Raw genomic sequence first — 18,083 nt, forward strand, 5'->3', positions numbered from 1 at the left:
GAAATTAAATGAGCTGGTAGGCCGGTAATTGCTGTAAATAGGAAATGTATTGCCGGATGGCTTCAGCAAAAGTCTCTTCGTAATACAGGTTGCCATCCTGATCACTGTTAGCAGTGAATTCATACCAGGGAATGGTTCCCAATAATATTTTAGTCAGGTTTATTTTGTATTCGGGAAACGAGTCAAAACCCGCTACGTTGGAGCTGGGGTGAAGGGCCGGGTTGCCGGCAAAATCTTCATCGATTTTTCGAACGCCCACGGTATCAAGCGGTGGGGCTAACAAATGCTCGGCCAAATCTTCCGCCAGGGTAAATGGATTTGACGGATCTGATATTTTCTCAGCCAGACGGATGGGATTGAACCGGTTTCCGGCGTTGTCATACCCGTAAATGATATCAGTCAGATTATCCCATCGGGAAGGCATCAGGTTGGTGTTCAGCCAGGAATAGTGCCCCGGTGTTCCATCGGAATAGGGAGGGTTATAACCTGCCCAGCCAAATACGGTTTCGGGCCGAAGCAGCTCCTCATTCAATCCCTGCATGCGCAAGCGGATGTATTCCTTTAGCTGTGCTGTGGGGGTGATTTCCAGTTCCCTCAGGTAACTCATGAAAATCTCGGTCGGACTCTTTATCCGGCAGCCGTAAAATCGCTCCTCGTAAAAGTGAGCACTGCTCAACAGCTTCTTCAGTACTTCACCGATATCAAAATTCTGATCGATACAGTAATCGGCAAGATCAGAAATTACCGTTTCGTTAGGCTGAGCAGAAACAAAAAACACGTACAACTTTCTGGAAATAAAGTAAGCGACTTCCTGCTCCTTCTGGGAGAAAATCAGATCGATAACCGTATCCAGGTCGAAATTACTGGCTACACCAAAAATGGTTTTACTGGAACTGTCGAACCGGCTTTCATCAAAATATCCGCTTAAAGTAGCGTCATTCACGCGCCACCCGGTTACTGCCCGGGCTACTTCGGCTACGTCATTTTCAGAATAATTATCGTTGCCATCCTTGTCTTTTGGCCCAAGTGTAAAAAGCTCCATCAGCTCACGGGCAAAATCTTCGTTAGGCTGGCCTTCCCGGTTATTATAGTTATTCAGGTAATAAACCATGGCAGAGTTCTTGCTCATCCGGGTTACGAACTCCCTGAAGTCGCCAAAGCTGTATTCATGCAGCAGCTTCCAGTACTTGTACATATGGCTGGCATAGCTGTCGCTGGCTTTATCGGGCAGCGCATTCATATTGCTGTAAGAAACGGCAAAGTGATTGCTCCAGAATAATTTCATGCGTTCGCGAAGCCCACCGTTATACATGGCATCCATCCACCGGAACTGAATATCGTAAACGTCCAGAACATCTCCGGAATTACTGTTGCTGTACCACTGCGGGTCATCAGGCAGAGGGGTAGAAATGGCATTGTCAACGATAGCTTCAACCGCATCGCTTGCACTACCAAAACTGCGAGCATAATTCAGGTTGTTGATTTTCAATCCAAGATGCGTTCGCCGTACCAAATGTGCAGCCTGAGTTTTACCCCATGGCCCGGCATAGGCTTCCAGTCCTGCCGCTTTTACATTGCTGTCCTTCTTTATGTTGATCGGGGACTCTCTTAAGTCCTCATTGACCTCTTCACTAATCATATGCTCCGAATTTTCGTCTCTTCTGTACCTAAAAGAGAAGGGGAAAGTGTTAAGTGTTACAAAATAGTCGCCACTTTTTTTATAGAGAGAAATTCGGCTAAGGTTCCCGGTTTCCGCAATTGGATGGTTTACAAGGATATCGGGGAATTTTTGAGCACGAAATAAATTTTAATCATTAAGAGATTACTTAATGATTGAGCATGTTTTTAAAATTTTTTTGTAAGGAATTCTTCTGAACTAACTCTTACATTGCAAACAAAACAGCAAAAAAGAACAGGATACGTTATGAGTTCACTCAATAAAGCAATGTTAATTGGAAATCTGGGTCAGGACCCGGAAGTACGGTACACACAGTCGAACACAGCCGTGGCTACCTTAAGTATTGCCACCAGCGAGCGCTTTAAAGACAGCAACGGGGAGTATCAGGAACGCACAGAATGGCACCGTGTGGTGGCCTGGGGAAGAACAGCTGAAATCTGCCAGCAGTATTTGAGCAAAGGCTCTAAAGTTTATATTGAAGGCCCGATCCAAACCCGTCAGTGGGAAGACAAGGACGGTCAAAAACGATACACCACCGAGATCAAAGCTCTGCAAATGGTGATGTTAGACAGCCGGGGTAATTCCGGTGGCGGAAATCAACCCGGAGGCAACCAGCCTCAGCAGCGTCCAAACCAAAACCAGAATCAGAACCAAAATCAGGGTGGCGGTAAACCCATGAGCAGCAACGTGGAGCTCGACAGCAACTTTGATGACATGGACGACGACCTGCCGTTCTAGATCAGGCTCATCATTTATCTGAATATCAAAACGACATGAGGAATTCTCGTGTCGTTTTTTTATTTATCGCTCAGCTTAGCTTAAAATCTTTTATTTTTGGAGATAGCGAAGGCGTTCTTACATTTAATCAATCATAAATAAACAGTAATTGGATACTATCGAAGATCCTTTCAGTTTGGTTCAAGATTCTCTTATCACGATCAGTGAAAGTGCAGCTGCCACAGCGCAGGCTTTAGATCCCGTAGTTTTGGGAATCGAGCTTCTCTTTTTATTCCTTGGGTTGGCATTTTCGGCTGTATTTTCCGGTTCAGAAGTAGCCCTTTTTTCATTGTCGAACCGGATGGAGGACCTCAAACAGGATGAGACCTTAGGTTCAGCCGACGATCGCATCATAAAGATGCTGGATAAACCCCGGCGCTTGTTGGCAACTATTTTGATCGGAAATACCTTTGCCAATATTGTAGCCTCAGTTTTGGCTGCCGTTATCACCGGTGATATTGTAGCGGCGTACGGACTTTCGGAAGTGATTGTATATACGGTTGAGGTGATTGTACTGACCTTTATGATTTTGATTCTGAGCGAAATCACCCCAAAGATTATTGCCATAAATAACCCGATTAAAGTTTCGAGAACGAACAGTGCATTTATATACAGCTTGTTCATACTGCTGAAACCTTTCTCCAAGCTGATTGCGGATAGTACCATCAGTCTCGAGCGCTACCTTCCGAAACCAACCAGTAAAATGACGTCGGAAGATATCCGAACTATGGCAGAAGTGAGCGAGCAGGAAGGGTCTATCAAAGAAGACGAGCGGGAGATTATTGAAAATGTGATTGGGTTTGGGAATATCACCGTGCGCGAGATTATGACCTCCAGGGTAAACATCGTAGCGGTGGCGCTGGATGAGTCGCTGCAGGATGTGCTTACCAAGATCCGGGAAAACGGACTTTCCCGAATGCCTTTGTTTGAAAACGACCTGGATAACATAGTAGGAGTACTGTATGCTAAAGATGTACTCCCGTATTTGAATGCTGATGAAGAAGAACCATCACTGAACTGGAAAACCGTTTCAAGAAAAGCTCTGTTTATTCCAGCCACTAAAAAACTGGATGACCTGCTACGGGATTTCCAGCAGGAAAAAACACACATTGCCATCGTGGTAGATGAGTATGGCGGAACCGAAGGTATCGTAACCATGGACGATATTCTGGAAGAGATCGTGGGCGATATAACCGACGACTCCGGTGATGAAGAGACCTTGTACACCCGTTTCAAAAGCGGGATCTATATTTTTGATGCCAAGATTGATCTGGATGACATGGAAGACATCCTGGAGTCGGAGGTTACAACCGATGAGGACGAATTTGAAACGCTCGGCGGGTTGATATATCATCTCACCGAAAGCCTGCCGGTGGTGGGAGAGCGCCTCACTTACAGAAACCTTGAACTCACGGTTCACTCCGTTAAAAATAACCGGATCAAAAAGGTGAGAGTGAAAGTAGAAAGCCCTAAAGAAGTTCAAACACCTGCTGAATCGTAGTCATGAGCCAGTCATTTTCCATTCAGGAAAATTTTAACCTTTCCGATTATAATACCATGGGCATAGCGGCAAAGGCCCGTTATTTTTGCCCGATCCAATCCGTTAGGGAGCTTCAAAGCCTGCTGTCCGACTCTCGTTTTCAGGATACCCCGGGGTTTATGATAGGCGGGGGAAGCAACGTATTATTTATAAGTGATTATGACGGGCTGGTTATCCATGTTGATATCAAGGGTATTTCCATTGATCAGGAGGATGAAGAGGAGGTGATCCTGAATGTGGGAGCCGGGGAAAACTGGCACGAACTGGTGTTGCATTGCGTGGAAAAAGGCTGGGGCGGTATCGAGAATTTATCCCTGATACCCGGTTCGGCAGGTGCGGCTCCCATACAGAATATTGGAGCCTATGGAGTAGAGCTGGAAGAAGTGTTTGAATCCCTGGAAGCCGTTGAGGTAAAAACCGGAGAACTAAAATCATTCAGCAAAGAAGAATGTCGGTTTGGCTATCGCGACAGCATTTTTAAGAATGAATTGAAGGGACACTTTGTGATAACGGGTGTGAAACTGAAGCTCCAAAAGTCACCGGAAGTCAATACTTCCTACCGGGCACTTTCTGATAAACTGGAAGAGAAAGGAATCCGAAAGCCATCCATAAAAGACATTAGCGAGGCGGTGATCGAAATCCGCCAAAGCAAACTGCCTGACCCAGCCGAAATTGGCAATACCGGAAGCTTTTTCAAAAACCCGGTGATTACCAGAGAGCAATTTGAGAAGTTGAGATCAAATTACCCGGATATTCCTTCATATCCTGCCGGAGATAAGGTGAAAGTCCCGGCGGCCTGGCTGATCGATCAGTGCGGATGGAAGGGGAAACGTTTCGGGGATGCCGGTGTGCACAAGATGCAGGCATTGGTTATTGTGAATTACGGGAATGCGACCGGGAAGGAGATATGGAATTTGGCACAGAAAATTCAGGTTTCAGTTAAAGAACGATTTGGTGTATCACTGACACCGGAAGTTAATGTTGTATCCTGATCTGATACCGGGAAACATTGTGGCATAATTTCACTTAGATCTATTGAAATAAAGAGATAAATCATTATGAAATTCATGAAAACAAGATCTTTTATCATCACGTTGCTGTTATCCTTCGCTGTACTTGGAAGCGGATGTGTGACCCTTGAACAAAACCCTGTTTCGGGAAATAAACGAGCCTTTGGTTATAGCTGGGAAGAGGAAGAGAAAATCGGGGCCAATGCAGATAAGGAAATCGTGGCTCAATACGGTCTTTATCAAAACGATGAGCTATCCAATTATGTATCCGAACTGGGGCAATCTTTGCTGGAAGTGAGTCACCTGCGAAGGGAAGACACTCCCAAGAAGTTTCAGGAAACCGAATTCACCTTTCGTGTGCTCGACAGCCCGGTTGTGAATGCTTTTGCTTTGCCCGGCGGATATATTTATGTGACCCGAGGACTTCTGGCTCACCTGAATAATGAAGCACAACTTGCCGTGGTGTTGGGGCATGAGATTGGCCACGTAGCTGCCCGGCATGCATCGCAGCGGGCTGTTGAGCAGCAAATCGGGCAAATTGCTGTGTTAGGTGGGGCTGTTTTGGGGCAGTCGCTTGGCTTTGACGGTGGGAGTATACTTCAGCTAAGCAGCCAAACTGCCCAGCTCATGTTTTTGAAGTATGGAAGAGATGATGAACGCGAATCGGATGCTTTGGGTGTGGAGTACTCAGCAATGAAGAATTACCAAGCCGCTGAAGGAGCTGAATTTTTCAATTCTCTGGAACGCATTTCAGAAAGCCATGGAGGCGGAGTTCCTACTTTACTATCCAGCCACCCCGATCCGGGAGAACGTGAAAAAACGATCCCGGAGTTAGCTCAGAAGTGGAAAGAACGAGGTTACGAGCAAACCATTCTGGATGATGAAGAATTTTTGAACATGATCGAGGGTATTGTGTTTGGGAATAATCCCCGTCATGGTTTTGAGAGAAACGGAACCTTTTATCACCCTGATCTTAAGTTTCAGTTTCCTGTTCCGGCCGGACTGAAGGTATATAATCAACCGGCTTCTGTGGTGTTGGTGAATGAAGAGCAAACAGCCATCACGCAGTTTACCATCGATTCCGAAAGTAATTCACCCGAAGCTTCAGTAAACTCATTCCTGAACAGGGAAGGGGTTACTACAGCCGATCAATATGTATACACCGAAAATGGTTTAGATGGGTACCAGGCTTTTGCAACCGCCCTTGCTCAGGACAGTACGGAACTGAGGCTCCAGATTACAGCGATAGAGTTCCAGGGAAATATTTACAACTTTCTGAGTTACACCTCAGCTTCAGACTTCCCCATTTACGAGGGCGAATTTGCGGCTATACCGGCTGGCTTCAGGGAGCTGAATGATGCTTCCATCTTAGGAATCGATCCCGTCAGAATTGAACTAAAGCCTGCCCCCCGAACGGCTTCTTTTGCTGAATTCTTACCGTCCAACCTGCCAATGGATATCCAGCCACTGGATGTGGCGATCATCAACCAGGTGAAACTGGATGAAACCGTTCAGCAGGGGACGATCCTCAAAATTCCGGTTCAGTAAAAGTTTTAGTGGATTTTACCCGAATCCTTTTTGATACCTGAAAAAGAAAAGCAGTATCTTTGGCGCGTAACTTTCATTCCAAAAAAACTTTCGCATGATCGCTCGCTATTCCCGCAAGGAAATGTCTGACCTCTGGACCGATGAACAACAATTTCAGGCCTGGCTTGAGGTTGAACTTGCGGCCTGTTGGGCATGGGCTAAGCTGGGTAAAATACCCATGGAAGACGTGGACAAGCTGTATGAAAATGCCTCTTTTGATGTAGCCCGCATCAAAGAAATCGAAGCCAAAACCCGCCACGATGTAGTTGCCTTTACACGGGCAGTCTCCGAAACCCTTGGAGATGAAAAAAAATGGGTGCATTACGGACTGACATCCACCGATGTGGTTGATACAGCCTGGGGAGTTCGACTTAAAAAAGCCAACGTTATTCTGCTGGAAGGACTGGAGCGCATTGTGAGTGTATTGGCTGAAAAAGCAAAACAGCACAAATATACGGTGATGATGGGGCGTACTCATGGTATCCATGCCGAGCCAACTACGTTCGGCCTCAAATGCGCTCTGTGGTATGCCGAAATGAAGCGAAACCTGGAGCGATTTAAAAAAGCTGCCGCTGACGTTGAGTTTGGTAAACTGTCCGGTTCGGTAGGAACCTTTGCCAACATTCCGCCCGAAGTTGAAGAATACACTTGTGAGAAATTAGGCCTGCAACCGGCCCCAATTTCTACCCAAACCCTGCAGCGCGACCGCCATGCGTATTACCTGTCTACTTTGGCGTTGATTGGCTCTACCATGGAAAAAATGGCGGTGGAAGTACGACACCTGCAGCGCAGCGAGCTTCGGGAAGCCGAAGAAGCCTTTCGGAAAGGGCAGAAGGGGTCATCTTCGATGCCGCATAAACGAAATCCGGTGAGTTCAGAAAACATCTCGGGATGTGCCCGGGTGCTCCGTGGTTATATGGTTACAGCTTATGAGAACATTCCGCTTTGGCACGAACGGGATATCTCACACTCTTCCGCCGAGCGTATTATCCTGCCCGATGCAACCACCTTGCTCGATTATATGTTGAACCGCTTTGCCGGGGTTATTGAAAACCTGGTGGTGTTTGAGGAGAATATGGAATCTAATATCTGGAAGACCCAGGGACTGGTATTCTCTCAGCGTCTGTTGCACAAGCTTATCGATAAGGGGATGCCGAGAGAAAAAGCTTACGATACCGTTCAGCCCCTGGCGATGAAATCCTGGGAAGAACAAATGCTGTTCAAACCTATTGTTGAAGCGGATGACACCATAACAGAAGCGTTATCACAGGAAGAGATAGACGATGCATTCGACCTGAATCATCATACACGAAACGTGGATGTGATTTTTGAACGGGTGGGGCTGAAGTAGAAAGTTATAAATAAGAGTTTGAATTTTTTTGAATTAATACGATACTCGAATCAAAAATTGTTCAAAAGAGATACTACTTATGACTCACGATTTAGGCTTTTACAAACTGCTGTCAAAACTAAAATGGCCGGCTTCCTATTCGGGTAAAATCTTGCTCATTGCTTTCATAGGGACTCATGTACCTCTGATAGCCTTGTTTATTTTCCTGACCTTTTTCTATCCCATAGAATATCGCATGGTGATTTTGATGTGTGTGCTGGTGGCTACACTGGGAGGTACAGCCGGAACTTTGTACTACATCTATAAAATATTGGGTCCGGTAAGGCTGACCGGACATGCGCTGAATAAATATCGCTCCGAGAAAGAGAAACCTCATCTCCCCACAGATTATTGGGATGATGCGGGGGTACTGATGAGTCAGACTCAATTTTGTATTGAAGAACTGGACGCACTACTGAATTTTAAAAACCGGCTTCTTTCGTTGATTTCTCATGACTCACGTACGCCATTAAGCACCATCAATCTGGCTTCCGAAATGATTGAGGCTGAGATTAAAGGAGATGAAACCAATGAGGATCAGGTAAAACACTTCCTGGAAATGATCAAGGTTAGTGCACAGCATCAGCTGGAGTTCATGAACAGTATGCTTTCGCTTGCTCGCTTTGATGAAGGAAAACTAACCCTGGATCAAAAAGAGGTTAAGGCCGGTGAATTATTTGAAGACCTGAAGAAAAACCACCAGCTGTATCTCAGTACTAAGAATATCGATTTTGAAACTCTTTCGTCTCTCTCTGAAAATGAGATTCTGTATCTGGACAAAGAAAAGATGATGTCAGTCTTGAATAACTTGGTGCAGAATGCGATTAAGTTTACACCAGAGGGGGGTAAGATTTCGGTGTCAGTCAGTTCCGATTCAGAGAATTATATTCTGACGGTGAAGGATAACGGTGTCGGGATATCAGAGGAGCAAAAAAAGGATATTTTTGAGGCTTTCTCAAGCTCATCAGAAGGCACCGGTAGCGAAAAAGGAACCGGGCTTGGTCTGTGGATTGCCCGGGTATTCACTGAACTTCATGATGGTACCATTTCACTGTCTGGTAAAGAAGGCGAGGGGACCACAATTACAATTACCATACCTAAGAAGGGTAGGTAGGTTCTTACACCCTGAACATAACGGGTGTAGGAATTCGGGAATTAGAATTAACGGTTAAAAATTTAGAACAAAAACCAGGATCCGTTTATCGAAGCTACTTTCTTCGGTCAGAAACTGTCGCGGTTGCCGATGCCTCCAAAGCGTGGGTTTACAACATTGTTGAGAAGCGAGCCAAAGCGATAACGGAACCCGAAGCTGATGCCTGCCTCATAGTTGGTTTCGAGTTGTCTGCGCCTCAGGAGTACATCTTCCAGGTCTGCGTTACCCTTTGGAAGGTTGATCTGATCATGGATGAGTTCGAGGAAGCCTCCAATCTCAACGGAAAGTCCCCTTGTGATACGAATTTCGAACTCCGCATCAAACTGAAGACTGTGGCGCGAAAGGTCGTGCAGGTACTGTGAGGCATTCACTCCTATTTCGATTCCTCCCCAAGGCTGTACGACTTCGTAGCCTGCATTAAGCAGATGCTGTGGCAGCATTTCTTCGACTTCGTTATAGATAGTGGTGTCCCGATAGGTGATGTGCGAGGCACCCAGGCGATAAGCCACTGTCAGCTGTCGCCGATTGGCCTCGCGGTAAGGGTAGAGGCTCCATTCCACTGCGGCCATGAAACGGTATCGCCAATCTACGTTAGAATAGGTGGAGGTGAGAACATCTCCGTAGGCACCGGCAGACCAATGAGGTGAAATACTTCGTATGGCATAGCTGGTAAACCCGTCGCGTCGGGCCGTACTCGTGATCGTTCCTTCCTCACGCTCAAATTGGTCGTAGTTATAGTTGAAGAAGGGCCGGAGCTGAAGTTTCCACTCTTCAGTCACGCGGCTGACATACACCCCATACCGTGTGTCGAAGGAGCGCTGCTTGGATTCGAAGTCGGCACTGCCGTCGGCATAGATCTCGACCGTCCAATGATTCCATGGATCTTCCGTTTCCTGGATCTGTCCTGCAGAGTAAAATTCAGATGTCTCAATATCCACACGCAGTCGGTCTCGTATAGGGGTCTGCATCAGGTAGGGCACCAGTGCAGCTTCGAGGGTTCGGAGAAATCCGTCCCGCTCTTCGGAGTCTGTGGCGTTGGCAGGTGCATTGAAAACGGTGGAGTAATTCATCCCGTCAAAGATACCAAGGCCGATGAGGTCGATGGTACGTGCCTCGCCGCCGGATCCTGTGCCTTCCCGGGTGACGAGAACGTGAACATCGGCGACTTCCCGGTCACGAACATGGTCCAGATATGGCATCTCCTGACGAATGAAGGTCTCATCGCAAAAATCACAATCGAGGAAGAGGGCGAGCCGTCCCGGGGCTTCTGTTTCGTTCAATTGTGCAGTTGCAGGTGTGAGGGCCGCGCTAAATAAAAAGAGTATGATCACGCATATCCCGGTAACCGCGTTATTCATTCTATTTGCAAAATTTTGATTATGAACAGACCGCCTCATAGCTCTCAATTAATGGTGTATGATATTAGGTTAAATCTGCCTGTACCGATGCGCAGACGGCGGGTAATTTATGAGATAATGAACGGCTAAAATGTAAAAACAAGCAATTCAAGAAATTGAAGTCTGTCCCACTGTCTTGTGTTCTCTAACAATTCTTTGAAAGAGAATCGACCAAAAGATGTCTCGTTAATGATATAATAAATTCTAAAAGCACTAATTCGGGGGCAGAAGTACTTCTTTAGTAAGGGTAGCAGAGCCGTCTTTCCAGACTAATTCTATGTTTTCTCTATTCATAGCGTCAATTACTCTTCGTATGCCTTCCATAGAAAATTCGGTTTTACTACCATTTACGGAGATTAATTCCATACCCGGACGAAGCCCAGCGATTTTTGCCGGGGAACCATCCCAGACGGCTGCGACGGAAATGGTGTTATCAAATGCCAGGGTGAAACCAAACGATCGTATCACATAGGATCCATCCGAATATTGTTTGAAATACGCTTTCCCGGATCGAGCGTCTAATGTAATGATAAAGTGCTCCAGCATACTGGCTCCGATAAGACTGGGAGATAAATCACGACGATAAGCGGAAACTGCACCTAAGGGTAGTTTGCCTATGGAAAGTGCGGGCAGCATTGTAAGGAGTAAGTCAGTTTCCGCAGCTTGGCCTCCTAAAGAAGTACCTGGTGAACCATATCCGGATAACGATCTTTCGGTTTTCGAATTTTTTCGGGCTCCGTCCAAATCCTTTGAAGAAATTGTAAAAAATGAGGGAGAACCGGTATCGAACATAGCTTTACTTCGTGCATGCTTCGAAAAGGTAACGTCAAATATGGGCATATAAGGATAACCAAACTGATAGAGCGTTAACTCTTTGGCATCGTTCAGGTAAGGAAGTTTGTTCAGATCAGTATTAAAGCGAAGTACGGAGTTTTTGAGGTCCAGTTGCCATAAACCAAGTGGCAATAACTCCGAACCAATAACCCCATCGCCGATGAATAGTCGGGTTGCCGGGGAGTTGGAAAAATCAGCCGTCATCATGGGCACTTTACGGAATTCTTCACCACCAATAGTCATCCCGGCCTGAACAATGTTGGTTTCAATTATGCTTCCGTGTGCATCCCTGCCCTTATTAGTATCGACTACTTCTAAACCCAGTTCGTTCGCAAGCCGGGCGTCTATCATAGAGGGGGATCCCGTATCAACTACAAAACGTCGTTCTTCACCTCCAATTTCAACTTTAACGTATAACTTTGTGGCAAGAAGCTTTATTGGAATTTCAAAAGAAGCGGATGGATTTACAAGATAGGGGCCTTCTGTGATCCAGACAGGTTGATTCTGCATCCCTGATACAGGGCTGGTAACAAGGAACAACCCCAATACAAGAAGTACCTTTTTTTTCATGATATATACCTGGCTAAATGGTTGTATATCGTCCCAGCGTGTAAGCGGTGCGGGGATTCTGAGTTAATTGAAGTAGCGGAATTAATTCCTGGAAATCAAATTTCCATCAAAAATCGGTCGCTCGCTCTTTCGCTAATCAAACAACCGGATTCCTGCTTTCGCAGGGCTGACAGAGTAGACCTAGAAAATAAGAAACAGCATCGAGTCATCCCGCCGCGAAAGCCGGGATCTTGTTCTGTGAAAGGGCAGTTTAGCCATAAACAAGCATTCAGATTCCTGCCTCCGCAGGAATGACAACATAAAAGGCAGAAATGATGGGATGGGTGGTGGAGAAGGAGGGGGCGAATCAAAAAAAAGGGACGAGCAAGCTCGTCCCTTTTAAAGATGAAGTAATACCATTCCGGTCGTTTAACTCTGCTTAATCCACTTGCCGAGTTCTTTGAAGGACGGTTTTTTGCCGTACATCAAAATACCCACGCGGTAGATTTTGGCCGCCAGCCACATGATGCCCAGAAAAGTCAGAATCATCAGTAAAATGGATACGATAATTTGCCACATTGGGACCTGGGAAGCCGCAATCCTGGTAATCATATTGATGGGAGCAGTGAGAGGGAATAACGACACAAACATAGATAAACCGGAGTCCGGAGCTTCCATTACTTTGGTATTCAGGAAGTAACCGACGAAGATTGGAAGTCCGACCGGCAGCATAAACTGCTGAGAATCCTGCTCGGTCTCTACAGCCGCACCGATGGCTGCAAACACGGCGCTGTAAATCATGAACCCAAGGAAAAAGAAGATCAGGAAGTTCACGAATACCATCGGATCTACTACCATCTGCTCCAGGGAGGAGGGGTCAAAAGAGGAAGCTGCTGCTTGTGCTGCTTCGTCCGGAATATTACTCATCTGTGCCTCCATAATCATGCCGGCTATGGGGGCAGCAGCGATGGAAAGGCCGATATAAAATGCAATCCAGATACTGAACTGCGTTAAGGCCATGGCCAGAACGCCAAACAGCTTCCCGAACATCAGCTCAATCGGTTTTACCGACGAAGCGATTACCTCCAGCACCCGGTTGGTTTTTTCCTCAATAACACTGCGCATCAGCAGGGATCCGTAGATGAAAATCCCCATGAAAATCATCAGCCCAAGTATAAAGCCAAGGGCCGAGGCAAACAGCGTGTTATCTTCAGATTCTCCCTCTTCGGTCAGCTTAACGGCCTCCAGTCCGGTACGGGTCTCAAAAATTTCCCGGATGTTATCCGATACATTCTCGCGCGAGAGTTTCTCTTCCCGTACGGCTTCCCGTAAATCGGACCGAACGGCAGATATAAAGCTCAAACCGCCGCTGCCTCCATAAATCAGGGTGGGACTTTGAGATTCTGAGATCACCTGATCATTAAGAATAATAAATCCGTCCAGATCGCCATCCAGCACATCGGCACGGAGGCTGTCTTCGTTGATGTCACTTACATCAAAATACCGGGTCTGGTTGATATCAACCAATCGCTCTACCAGAACATTGGTATTATCCAGTATCCCTATTCTTTTTTCTACTTCGGAATCTGAAATACTGATGTACACCACAATGCCGATAAAGGCTACCAGGGCAAGCGGCGTGAGTGCCGTGGCAATGATGAACGATTTACTTTTTACGCGGGTGAGATATTCTCTTTTCAGTACTAACCAAATTTTGTGCAGACTCATAATTATACCAGCTCCCCTTTTTTGATGTTGTCTTCCCCAACCGTGGAGATGAAAATTTCTGTTAGTGACGGTTCAATGCGTTCGAATTTGTGAATTTCAGCATGCTCCATAGCTACTTTCAGGATGTCCTGCATATTCTGCCCGTCCAGCACGCGGATTTCCGCAAAGTTGGTGGATCGGTTGTTTATTCGAACATTGTCCAGCGTATCCAGAAAAGAACTGTCGCCCTCGAACTCCAGGTTAATGGTATTTTCTCCGAAGGATGATTTGATTTCCCGCAGATTACCGGTTAAAACAGCTTCTCCCTGGTTGAACAGGCAAATATCATCACACATTTGTTCTACCTGTTCCATACGATGAGTGGAGAATAAAATGGTTTTTCCTTTCTCGCGAAGCTCAATGATAATCTCTTTTAGGGTTTCACTGTTGATGGGATCGAGACCGCTGAACGGCTCATCAAAAATATAGATGTCCGGATCGTGAGCAATGGTGGCTATGAACTGTATTTTCTGGGACATTCCCTTGGAGAGTTCATTAATCTCCTTCTTCTTCCAGTCGGAAGCGTCGAAACGATCGAGCCAGTAATCGATGGCTTTTTTGGCATCGGTGGAGTTCATGCCTTTCAGCTGGGTAAGATACATTAGCTGATCGATGACCTTCATTTTTTTATAAAGACCGCGCTCTTCCGGCATGTACCCGATCACCTTTTGGGTTTCCGGACTGGCAACCTGTCCATTGATGGTTACACTGCCGCTGTCGGGAGAGAGGATGTAATTAATCATCCGGATGGTGGTGGTTTTACCGGCACCGTTTGGACCGAGCAGCCCGAAAATACGCCCTTTATTAACTTCAAAACTAACGTCGTTTACCGCCTTGGTTTTCCCAAACGATTTAAAGACGTTATTAACTTCAATTACTGCCATAATCGTATGTTAAATTCAAATTGACTATTTGTGACGGGAGAGCTTAAGAAAAGCAAAGGTAACTGTAAAGAAAGCCCCTGTATGTTTTTGGAAGATGCCCAAAGATTTCTTATTTCCCATGATAATAAACGGTAACGAATTATAAGGACTCAGGTTTCAAATCAATGCGCATTATTCATTTGAGTGCAGAATGTTATCCCGCTGCCAAGGCCGGCGGACTTGCGGATGTTGTTGGCTCTCTTCCCAAATACCTGAATAAGCTGGGGCATCATTGCGAAGTAGTGATTCCTAAGTATGACAATCAGTGGATAGGTTCTCAGGATTATGAAACCGTTTTTGAGGGGACTTTCTCCATGGCTGCTGATCAGGTCAGGTTCTCGGTGCAGAAAATGAAGAAGGATAAACTGGGCTTTCCTTTTTTCGTGATTGATATTCCGGGAAGGTTCGACCGGCCGGGAATTTACATTGACCCTTGGTCAGGGCATGGATACTGGGACGAGCTGGAGCGATTTGTGAGTTTCCAGATTGCTGCGCTGGAATGGATGAAAGTCCGGGAGGAAAAGCCGGAAGTGGTTCATTGCCATGATCATCATACAGGTCTGGTTCCTTTTATGCTTTCGCAGTGTAACCGCTACCGTGAGATGTCGGATATCCCAACGGTACTCACGGTTCATAATGCCGAGTATCACGGCGAACACGAGCTGGATAACTTTAAGTTATTACCGGCTTTCAATATTGATAATCTGGGTTTGTTAGATTGGGATGGAAGGCTTAACTCGCTGGCATCCGGTTTGAAATGTGCCTGGCAGATTACTACGGTTTCCAAGAACTATATGAGTGAGCTTGCCGAAGAAAGCAGCGGGCTGGAATCATTATTTCAGCAAGAGCGGAAAAAATCGACCGGCATTGTGAATGGGATTGACACCGAAGTGTGGGATCCGAATACGGATAAATTGATCGAATATAACTTCAGCTACCGAAACAGAAAAAAGGGCAAGGCCGAGAATAAGAAACACTTGTGCCGGGAGTTTGGGTTGAATCCAGACCTGCCCACAATCTCATTTATAGGCAGGCTGGTTCGTGAAAAAGGAGCCGATTTGCTACCTGATTTGTTTAAGCAGGTGATGTATTCGGATGTGGAAGTAAATTTTGTCTTGTTAGGCACCGGCGATCCTCAGCTTCATCAGATTTTTGCGAGCATGGAAAGCGATCATGTCGGCTATTTTGATGCCACCCTCGAATACAACGAGAAACTGGCGCATCAGATGTATGCCGGCTCCGATTTCATTTTGATGCCGTCGCGGGTAGAACCGTGCGGCTTAAATCAAATGTTTGCTATGCGTTATGGAACGGTACCTATTGTTCGTGCGGTTGGAGGATTGAAAGACACCGTTACTGATATTTCGAAGAAGGAAGGATACGGTATCACATTCGATGAATTCAGTCTGGAAGCTGCTTCGGAAGCGATTGGAAGGGCCGTTAACTTGTATGTTGATTCTTCGCAACATTCGGAGGTTTTGAGCCGCATCATGAAGCTGGACTTTTCATGGAAGCGCTCGGCTCAGGAATACATGAAAATGTACAAAGCGTTAATCTTAAAATAAGATCTATATGAAAAGGTCATCAGTTATAGCAGTTATTTTAGGCGGAGGCCGGGGAACGCGACTATTTCCCTTAACCGATCAGCGATCCAAGCCTGCGGTACCTGTAGGCGGTAAATACCGTCTTGTTGATATTCCTATCTCTAACTGTCTGAATTCGGATATTCGCAGAATTTATGTGCTCACCCAATTCAATTCTGCCTCACTGAACCGCCACATCAAAAACACGTACAACTTTGACGCTTTTAGTAGTGGCTTTGTGGATATCCTGGCCGCCGAACAGACTCCGGATAGTACCGACTGGTTCCAGGGAACGGCGGATGCCGTTCGTCAATCAGTTCACCATATGGAAAACCATGACCACGATCATGTTTTGATTCTTTCGGGCGACCAGCTGTACCAGATGGATTACGGAAAAATGCTGCAGCGCCATAAACAGAAAGACGCCGACCTGACCGTGGCCACTATTCCCGTAAATGCGAGTGATGCCACCGGCTTCGGAATTATGAAAACAAATGCAGATGGGGTGATCGAAGACTTTGTAGAAAAGCCATCTGCCGATGAACTGGATAAGTGGAAGTCAAAAGTGCCGGAGCCGTATAGAAATGAAGGCAAAGATTACCTGGCTTCGATGGGGATCTATATTTTCAATCGGGAAATGCTGAAGAAACTGTTTGAGGATAACCCCGATGCTACCGATTTCGGTAAGGAGCTTATCCCAAAATGTGTGGAAGGAGGGAAGAAGGTAGTCAGTTATGAATTTGGCGGGTATTGGACAGATATCGGGACCATTCAGTCTTTCTTTGAGGCAAATTTAGCCCTCGCTGATACGGTGCCCGATTTTAACCTCTATGATAATGACAATTTTATTTATACCCGGGCTCGCCTGCTTCCGGCTTCAAAACTGATGGGAACCACACTGGAACACGCATTAATGGCGGAAGGTTGTATTATTGAGGCCAGCCGCATCGTTCGTTCGGTAGTCGGGATACGATCCCGCATCGGGAAAGGAAGTACGGTAGAGTATTCCATTATAATGGGTAATGACTATTTCCAGGATCGGGATGTGATAGAAAATGCCGACCCGGAACAGCCGGCTATGGGAATTGGACGAAGGTGCTACATCAGCAATTGCATCATCGACAAAAATGTGTGTATCGGTAATGATGTGCGGATTGTTGGAGGAAGTCACCTCGAAGATGGGGACCACGAATACCACTACGTCCGTGACGGCATTGTAATTGTGAAAAAGAACACCGTAATCCCGGACGGTACTATTATTTAAACCTGAACTTTATTTTTTCAGCAACTTTTGAATACGGTTTATGATGGTCCCGTCTTCAAAATACTTGTAAAGGTCTTCGCCGGGGCATACCGTTTGATCTGAATAGTCCTTATGCGTGGCAATGGCATCAGTGGAAACATCGTACTCCTGAGCCAGCCAGGCAGATAGATGAGCTATTGCATCCAGTTGTTTATCGTTAACCTTCTGCACCTCATAATTTCCCAGTACCTGAATCAAGGCATGACCGGTGGGATCATATTCGGTATTGGTATCTCCCGGATATTTAAGCGGCCGGTTTTCATAAATATTTCCCTCCAGATCGATACTGAAATGATAGGGGATGTCGATCCAGTTTTTGTCGTTCTGGCTGAACCTTTGGAGGCCTTGTAATTTTTCTTTGGGATCGGCATCCTCCGGCATTTCTACTCCCGCGTGATGAATGGTAATGAACCGGATCTCATGTTCCTCCACTTCTCCTGAAGGCGGCTTTCCCCCCCAGTCTTCTACCGAAATGATGTCGGGTTTTTCAACCTGAAAACCGGGGATTAACAATGTGAACCAAAAGACTAACGAAAATAGCAGGGTTAATATCTTCATGAAATTGAATACTTATAATATAGATTGTTTAACC

The 18,083-nt window shown here is 46.0% G+C and carries 14 protein-coding genes; 8 read left to right on the forward strand and 6 right to left on the reverse strand.

Going from position 1 to position 18,083, the window contains the following annotated elements; all coding sequences use genetic code 11:
• Positions 1 to 4: 4 nt before the first annotated feature.
• Entirely contained in the window at positions 5 to 1,639 is a 1,635-nt protein-coding gene (locus tag ABFW99_RS14605) for a DUF1800 domain-containing protein (RefSeq protein WP_349355540.1), read from the reverse strand.
• Between the two features lie 285 nt (positions 1,640 to 1,924).
• On the opposite strand from ABFW99_RS14605, the gene ABFW99_RS14610 reads away from it, so the two are divergent.
• From ABFW99_RS14610 to ABFW99_RS14635, 6 genes are all read left to right on the forward strand, one after another.
• A complete protein-coding gene (locus ABFW99_RS14610; RefSeq protein ID WP_255131588.1) occupies positions 1,925 to 2,416 on the forward strand; it encodes a single-stranded DNA-binding protein in 492 nt (163 codons plus the stop codon).
• 148 nt (positions 2,417 to 2,564) lie between these two features.
• Entirely contained in the window at positions 2,565 to 3,956 is a 1,392-nt protein-coding gene (locus ABFW99_RS14615; protein ID WP_349355539.1) for a hemolysin family protein, read from the forward strand.
• Between the two features lie 2 nt (positions 3,957 to 3,958).
• The gene (gene murB / locus ABFW99_RS14620) at positions 3,959 to 4,987 is read left to right on the forward strand and encodes a UDP-N-acetylmuramate dehydrogenase (RefSeq protein WP_349355538.1); all 1,029 of its coding nucleotides are present in this window, start codon (positions 3,959 to 3,961) and stop codon (positions 4,985 to 4,987) included.
• A 75-nt stretch (positions 4,988 to 5,062) separates the two neighbouring features.
• Positions 5,063 to 6,553 carry a M48 family metalloprotease gene (locus ABFW99_RS14625; RefSeq protein WP_349355537.1) on the forward strand — a complete coding sequence of 497 codons (1,491 nt, stop codon included), beginning with the start codon at positions 5,063 to 5,065 and terminating at the stop codon, positions 6,551 to 6,553.
• Positions 6,554 to 6,647: 94 nt separating this feature from the next.
• Complete coding sequence (gene purB, locus ABFW99_RS14630; protein WP_349355536.1) at positions 6,648 to 7,943, forward strand: adenylosuccinate lyase; 1,296 nt, start codon at positions 6,648 to 6,650, stop codon at positions 7,941 to 7,943.
• A gap of 79 nt (positions 7,944 to 8,022) precedes the next feature.
• Positions 8,023 to 9,096: a sensor histidine kinase gene (locus ABFW99_RS14635; protein ID WP_349355535.1), complete on the forward strand. Its 1,074-nt coding sequence runs from the start codon at positions 8,023 to 8,025 to the stop codon at positions 9,094 to 9,096.
• Between the two features lie 107 nt (positions 9,097 to 9,203).
• On the opposite strand, the gene ABFW99_RS14640 is transcribed toward ABFW99_RS14635, so the two are convergent.
• The 4 genes from ABFW99_RS14640 to ABFW99_RS14655 all read right to left on the reverse strand — a co-directional run bounded on the left by ABFW99_RS14640 (position 9,204) and on the right by ABFW99_RS14655 (position 14,566).
• Positions 9,204 to 10,205, reverse strand: coding sequence for a hypothetical protein (locus tag ABFW99_RS14640; protein ID WP_349355534.1), 1,002 nt, complete (start codon positions 10,203 to 10,205; stop codon positions 9,204 to 9,206).
• A gap of 540 nt (positions 10,206 to 10,745) precedes the next feature.
• The gene (locus ABFW99_RS14645) at positions 10,746 to 11,936 is read right to left on the reverse strand and encodes a retropepsin-like aspartic protease (RefSeq protein WP_349355533.1); all 1,191 of its coding nucleotides are present in this window, start codon (positions 11,934 to 11,936) and stop codon (positions 10,746 to 10,748) included.
• Between the two features lie 408 nt (positions 11,937 to 12,344).
• The gene (locus ABFW99_RS14650; RefSeq protein ID WP_349355532.1) at positions 12,345 to 13,643 is read right to left on the reverse strand and encodes an ABC transporter permease; all 1,299 of its coding nucleotides are present in this window, start codon (positions 13,641 to 13,643) and stop codon (positions 12,345 to 12,347) included.
• Between the two features lie 2 nt (positions 13,644 to 13,645).
• On the reverse strand, positions 13,646 to 14,566 hold the full coding sequence (locus ABFW99_RS14655) for an ABC transporter ATP-binding protein (protein WP_349355531.1): 921 nt from the start codon (positions 14,564 to 14,566) through the stop codon (positions 13,646 to 13,648).
• Between the two features lie 164 nt (positions 14,567 to 14,730).
• Here ABFW99_RS14655 and ABFW99_RS14660 point away from each other — a divergent pair, with 164 nt between their 5' ends.
• Positions 14,731 to 16,170 carry a glycogen synthase gene (locus tag ABFW99_RS14660; RefSeq protein WP_349355530.1) on the forward strand — a complete coding sequence of 480 codons (1,440 nt, stop codon included), beginning with the start codon at positions 14,731 to 14,733 and terminating at the stop codon, positions 16,168 to 16,170.
• Between the two features lie 7 nt (positions 16,171 to 16,177).
• Positions 16,178 to 17,452, forward strand: coding sequence for a glucose-1-phosphate adenylyltransferase (locus ABFW99_RS14665; RefSeq protein ID WP_349355529.1), 1,275 nt, complete (start codon positions 16,178 to 16,180; stop codon positions 17,450 to 17,452).
• A gap of 9 nt (positions 17,453 to 17,461) precedes the next feature.
• On the opposite strand, the gene ABFW99_RS14670 is transcribed toward ABFW99_RS14665, so the two are convergent.
• Positions 17,462 to 18,049, reverse strand: a complete 588-nt coding sequence (locus ABFW99_RS14670; protein ID WP_349355528.1) for a peptidoglycan recognition protein family protein — start codon at positions 18,047 to 18,049, stop codon at positions 17,462 to 17,464.
• Positions 18,050 to 18,083 lie beyond the last annotated feature (34 nt).

Origin of the sequence: Gracilimonas sp. BCB1 (assembly GCF_040117685.2) — a bacterium.
Taxonomy (GTDB): Bacteria; Bacteroidota; Rhodothermia; order Balneolales; family Balneolaceae; genus Gracilimonas.

Coding starts and splice junctions, on each gene's coding strand:
- ABFW99_RS14605 (WP_349355540.1), bottom strand. CDS start 1,639: ATGATTAGTGAAGAGGTCAATGAGGACTTAAGAGAGTCCCCGATCAAC.
- ABFW99_RS14610 (WP_255131588.1), top strand. CDS start 1,925: ATGAGTTCACTCAATAAAGCAATGTTAATTGGAAATCTGGGTCAGGAC.
- murB (WP_349355538.1), top strand. CDS start 3,959: ATGAGCCAGTCATTTTCCATTCAGGAAAATTTTAACCTTTCCGATTAT.
- ABFW99_RS14625 (WP_349355537.1), top strand. CDS start 5,063: ATGAAAACAAGATCTTTTATCATCACGTTGCTGTTATCCTTCGCTGTA.
- purB (WP_349355536.1), top strand. CDS start 6,648: ATGATCGCTCGCTATTCCCGCAAGGAAATGTCTGACCTCTGGACCGAT.
- ABFW99_RS14635 (WP_349355535.1), top strand. CDS start 8,023: ATGACTCACGATTTAGGCTTTTACAAACTGCTGTCAAAACTAAAATGG.
- ABFW99_RS14640 (WP_349355534.1), bottom strand. CDS start 10,205: ATGAATTACTCCACCGTTTTCAATGCACCTGCCAACGCCACAGACTCC.
- ABFW99_RS14645 (WP_349355533.1), bottom strand. CDS start 11,936: ATGAAAAAAAAGGTACTTCTTGTATTGGGGTTGTTCCTTGTTACCAGC.
- ABFW99_RS14650 (WP_349355532.1), bottom strand. CDS start 13,643: ATGAGTCTGCACAAAATTTGGTTAGTACTGAAAAGAGAATATCTCACC.
- ABFW99_RS14655 (WP_349355531.1), bottom strand. CDS start 14,566: ATGGCAGTAATTGAAGTTAATAACGTCTTTAAATCGTTTGGGAAAACC.
- ABFW99_RS14660 (WP_349355530.1), top strand. CDS start 14,731: ATGCGCATTATTCATTTGAGTGCAGAATGTTATCCCGCTGCCAAGGCC.
- ABFW99_RS14665 (WP_349355529.1), top strand. CDS start 16,178: ATGAAAAGGTCATCAGTTATAGCAGTTATTTTAGGCGGAGGCCGGGGA.
- ABFW99_RS14670 (WP_349355528.1), bottom strand. CDS start 18,049: ATGAAGATATTAACCCTGCTATTTTCGTTAGTCTTTTGGTTCACATTG.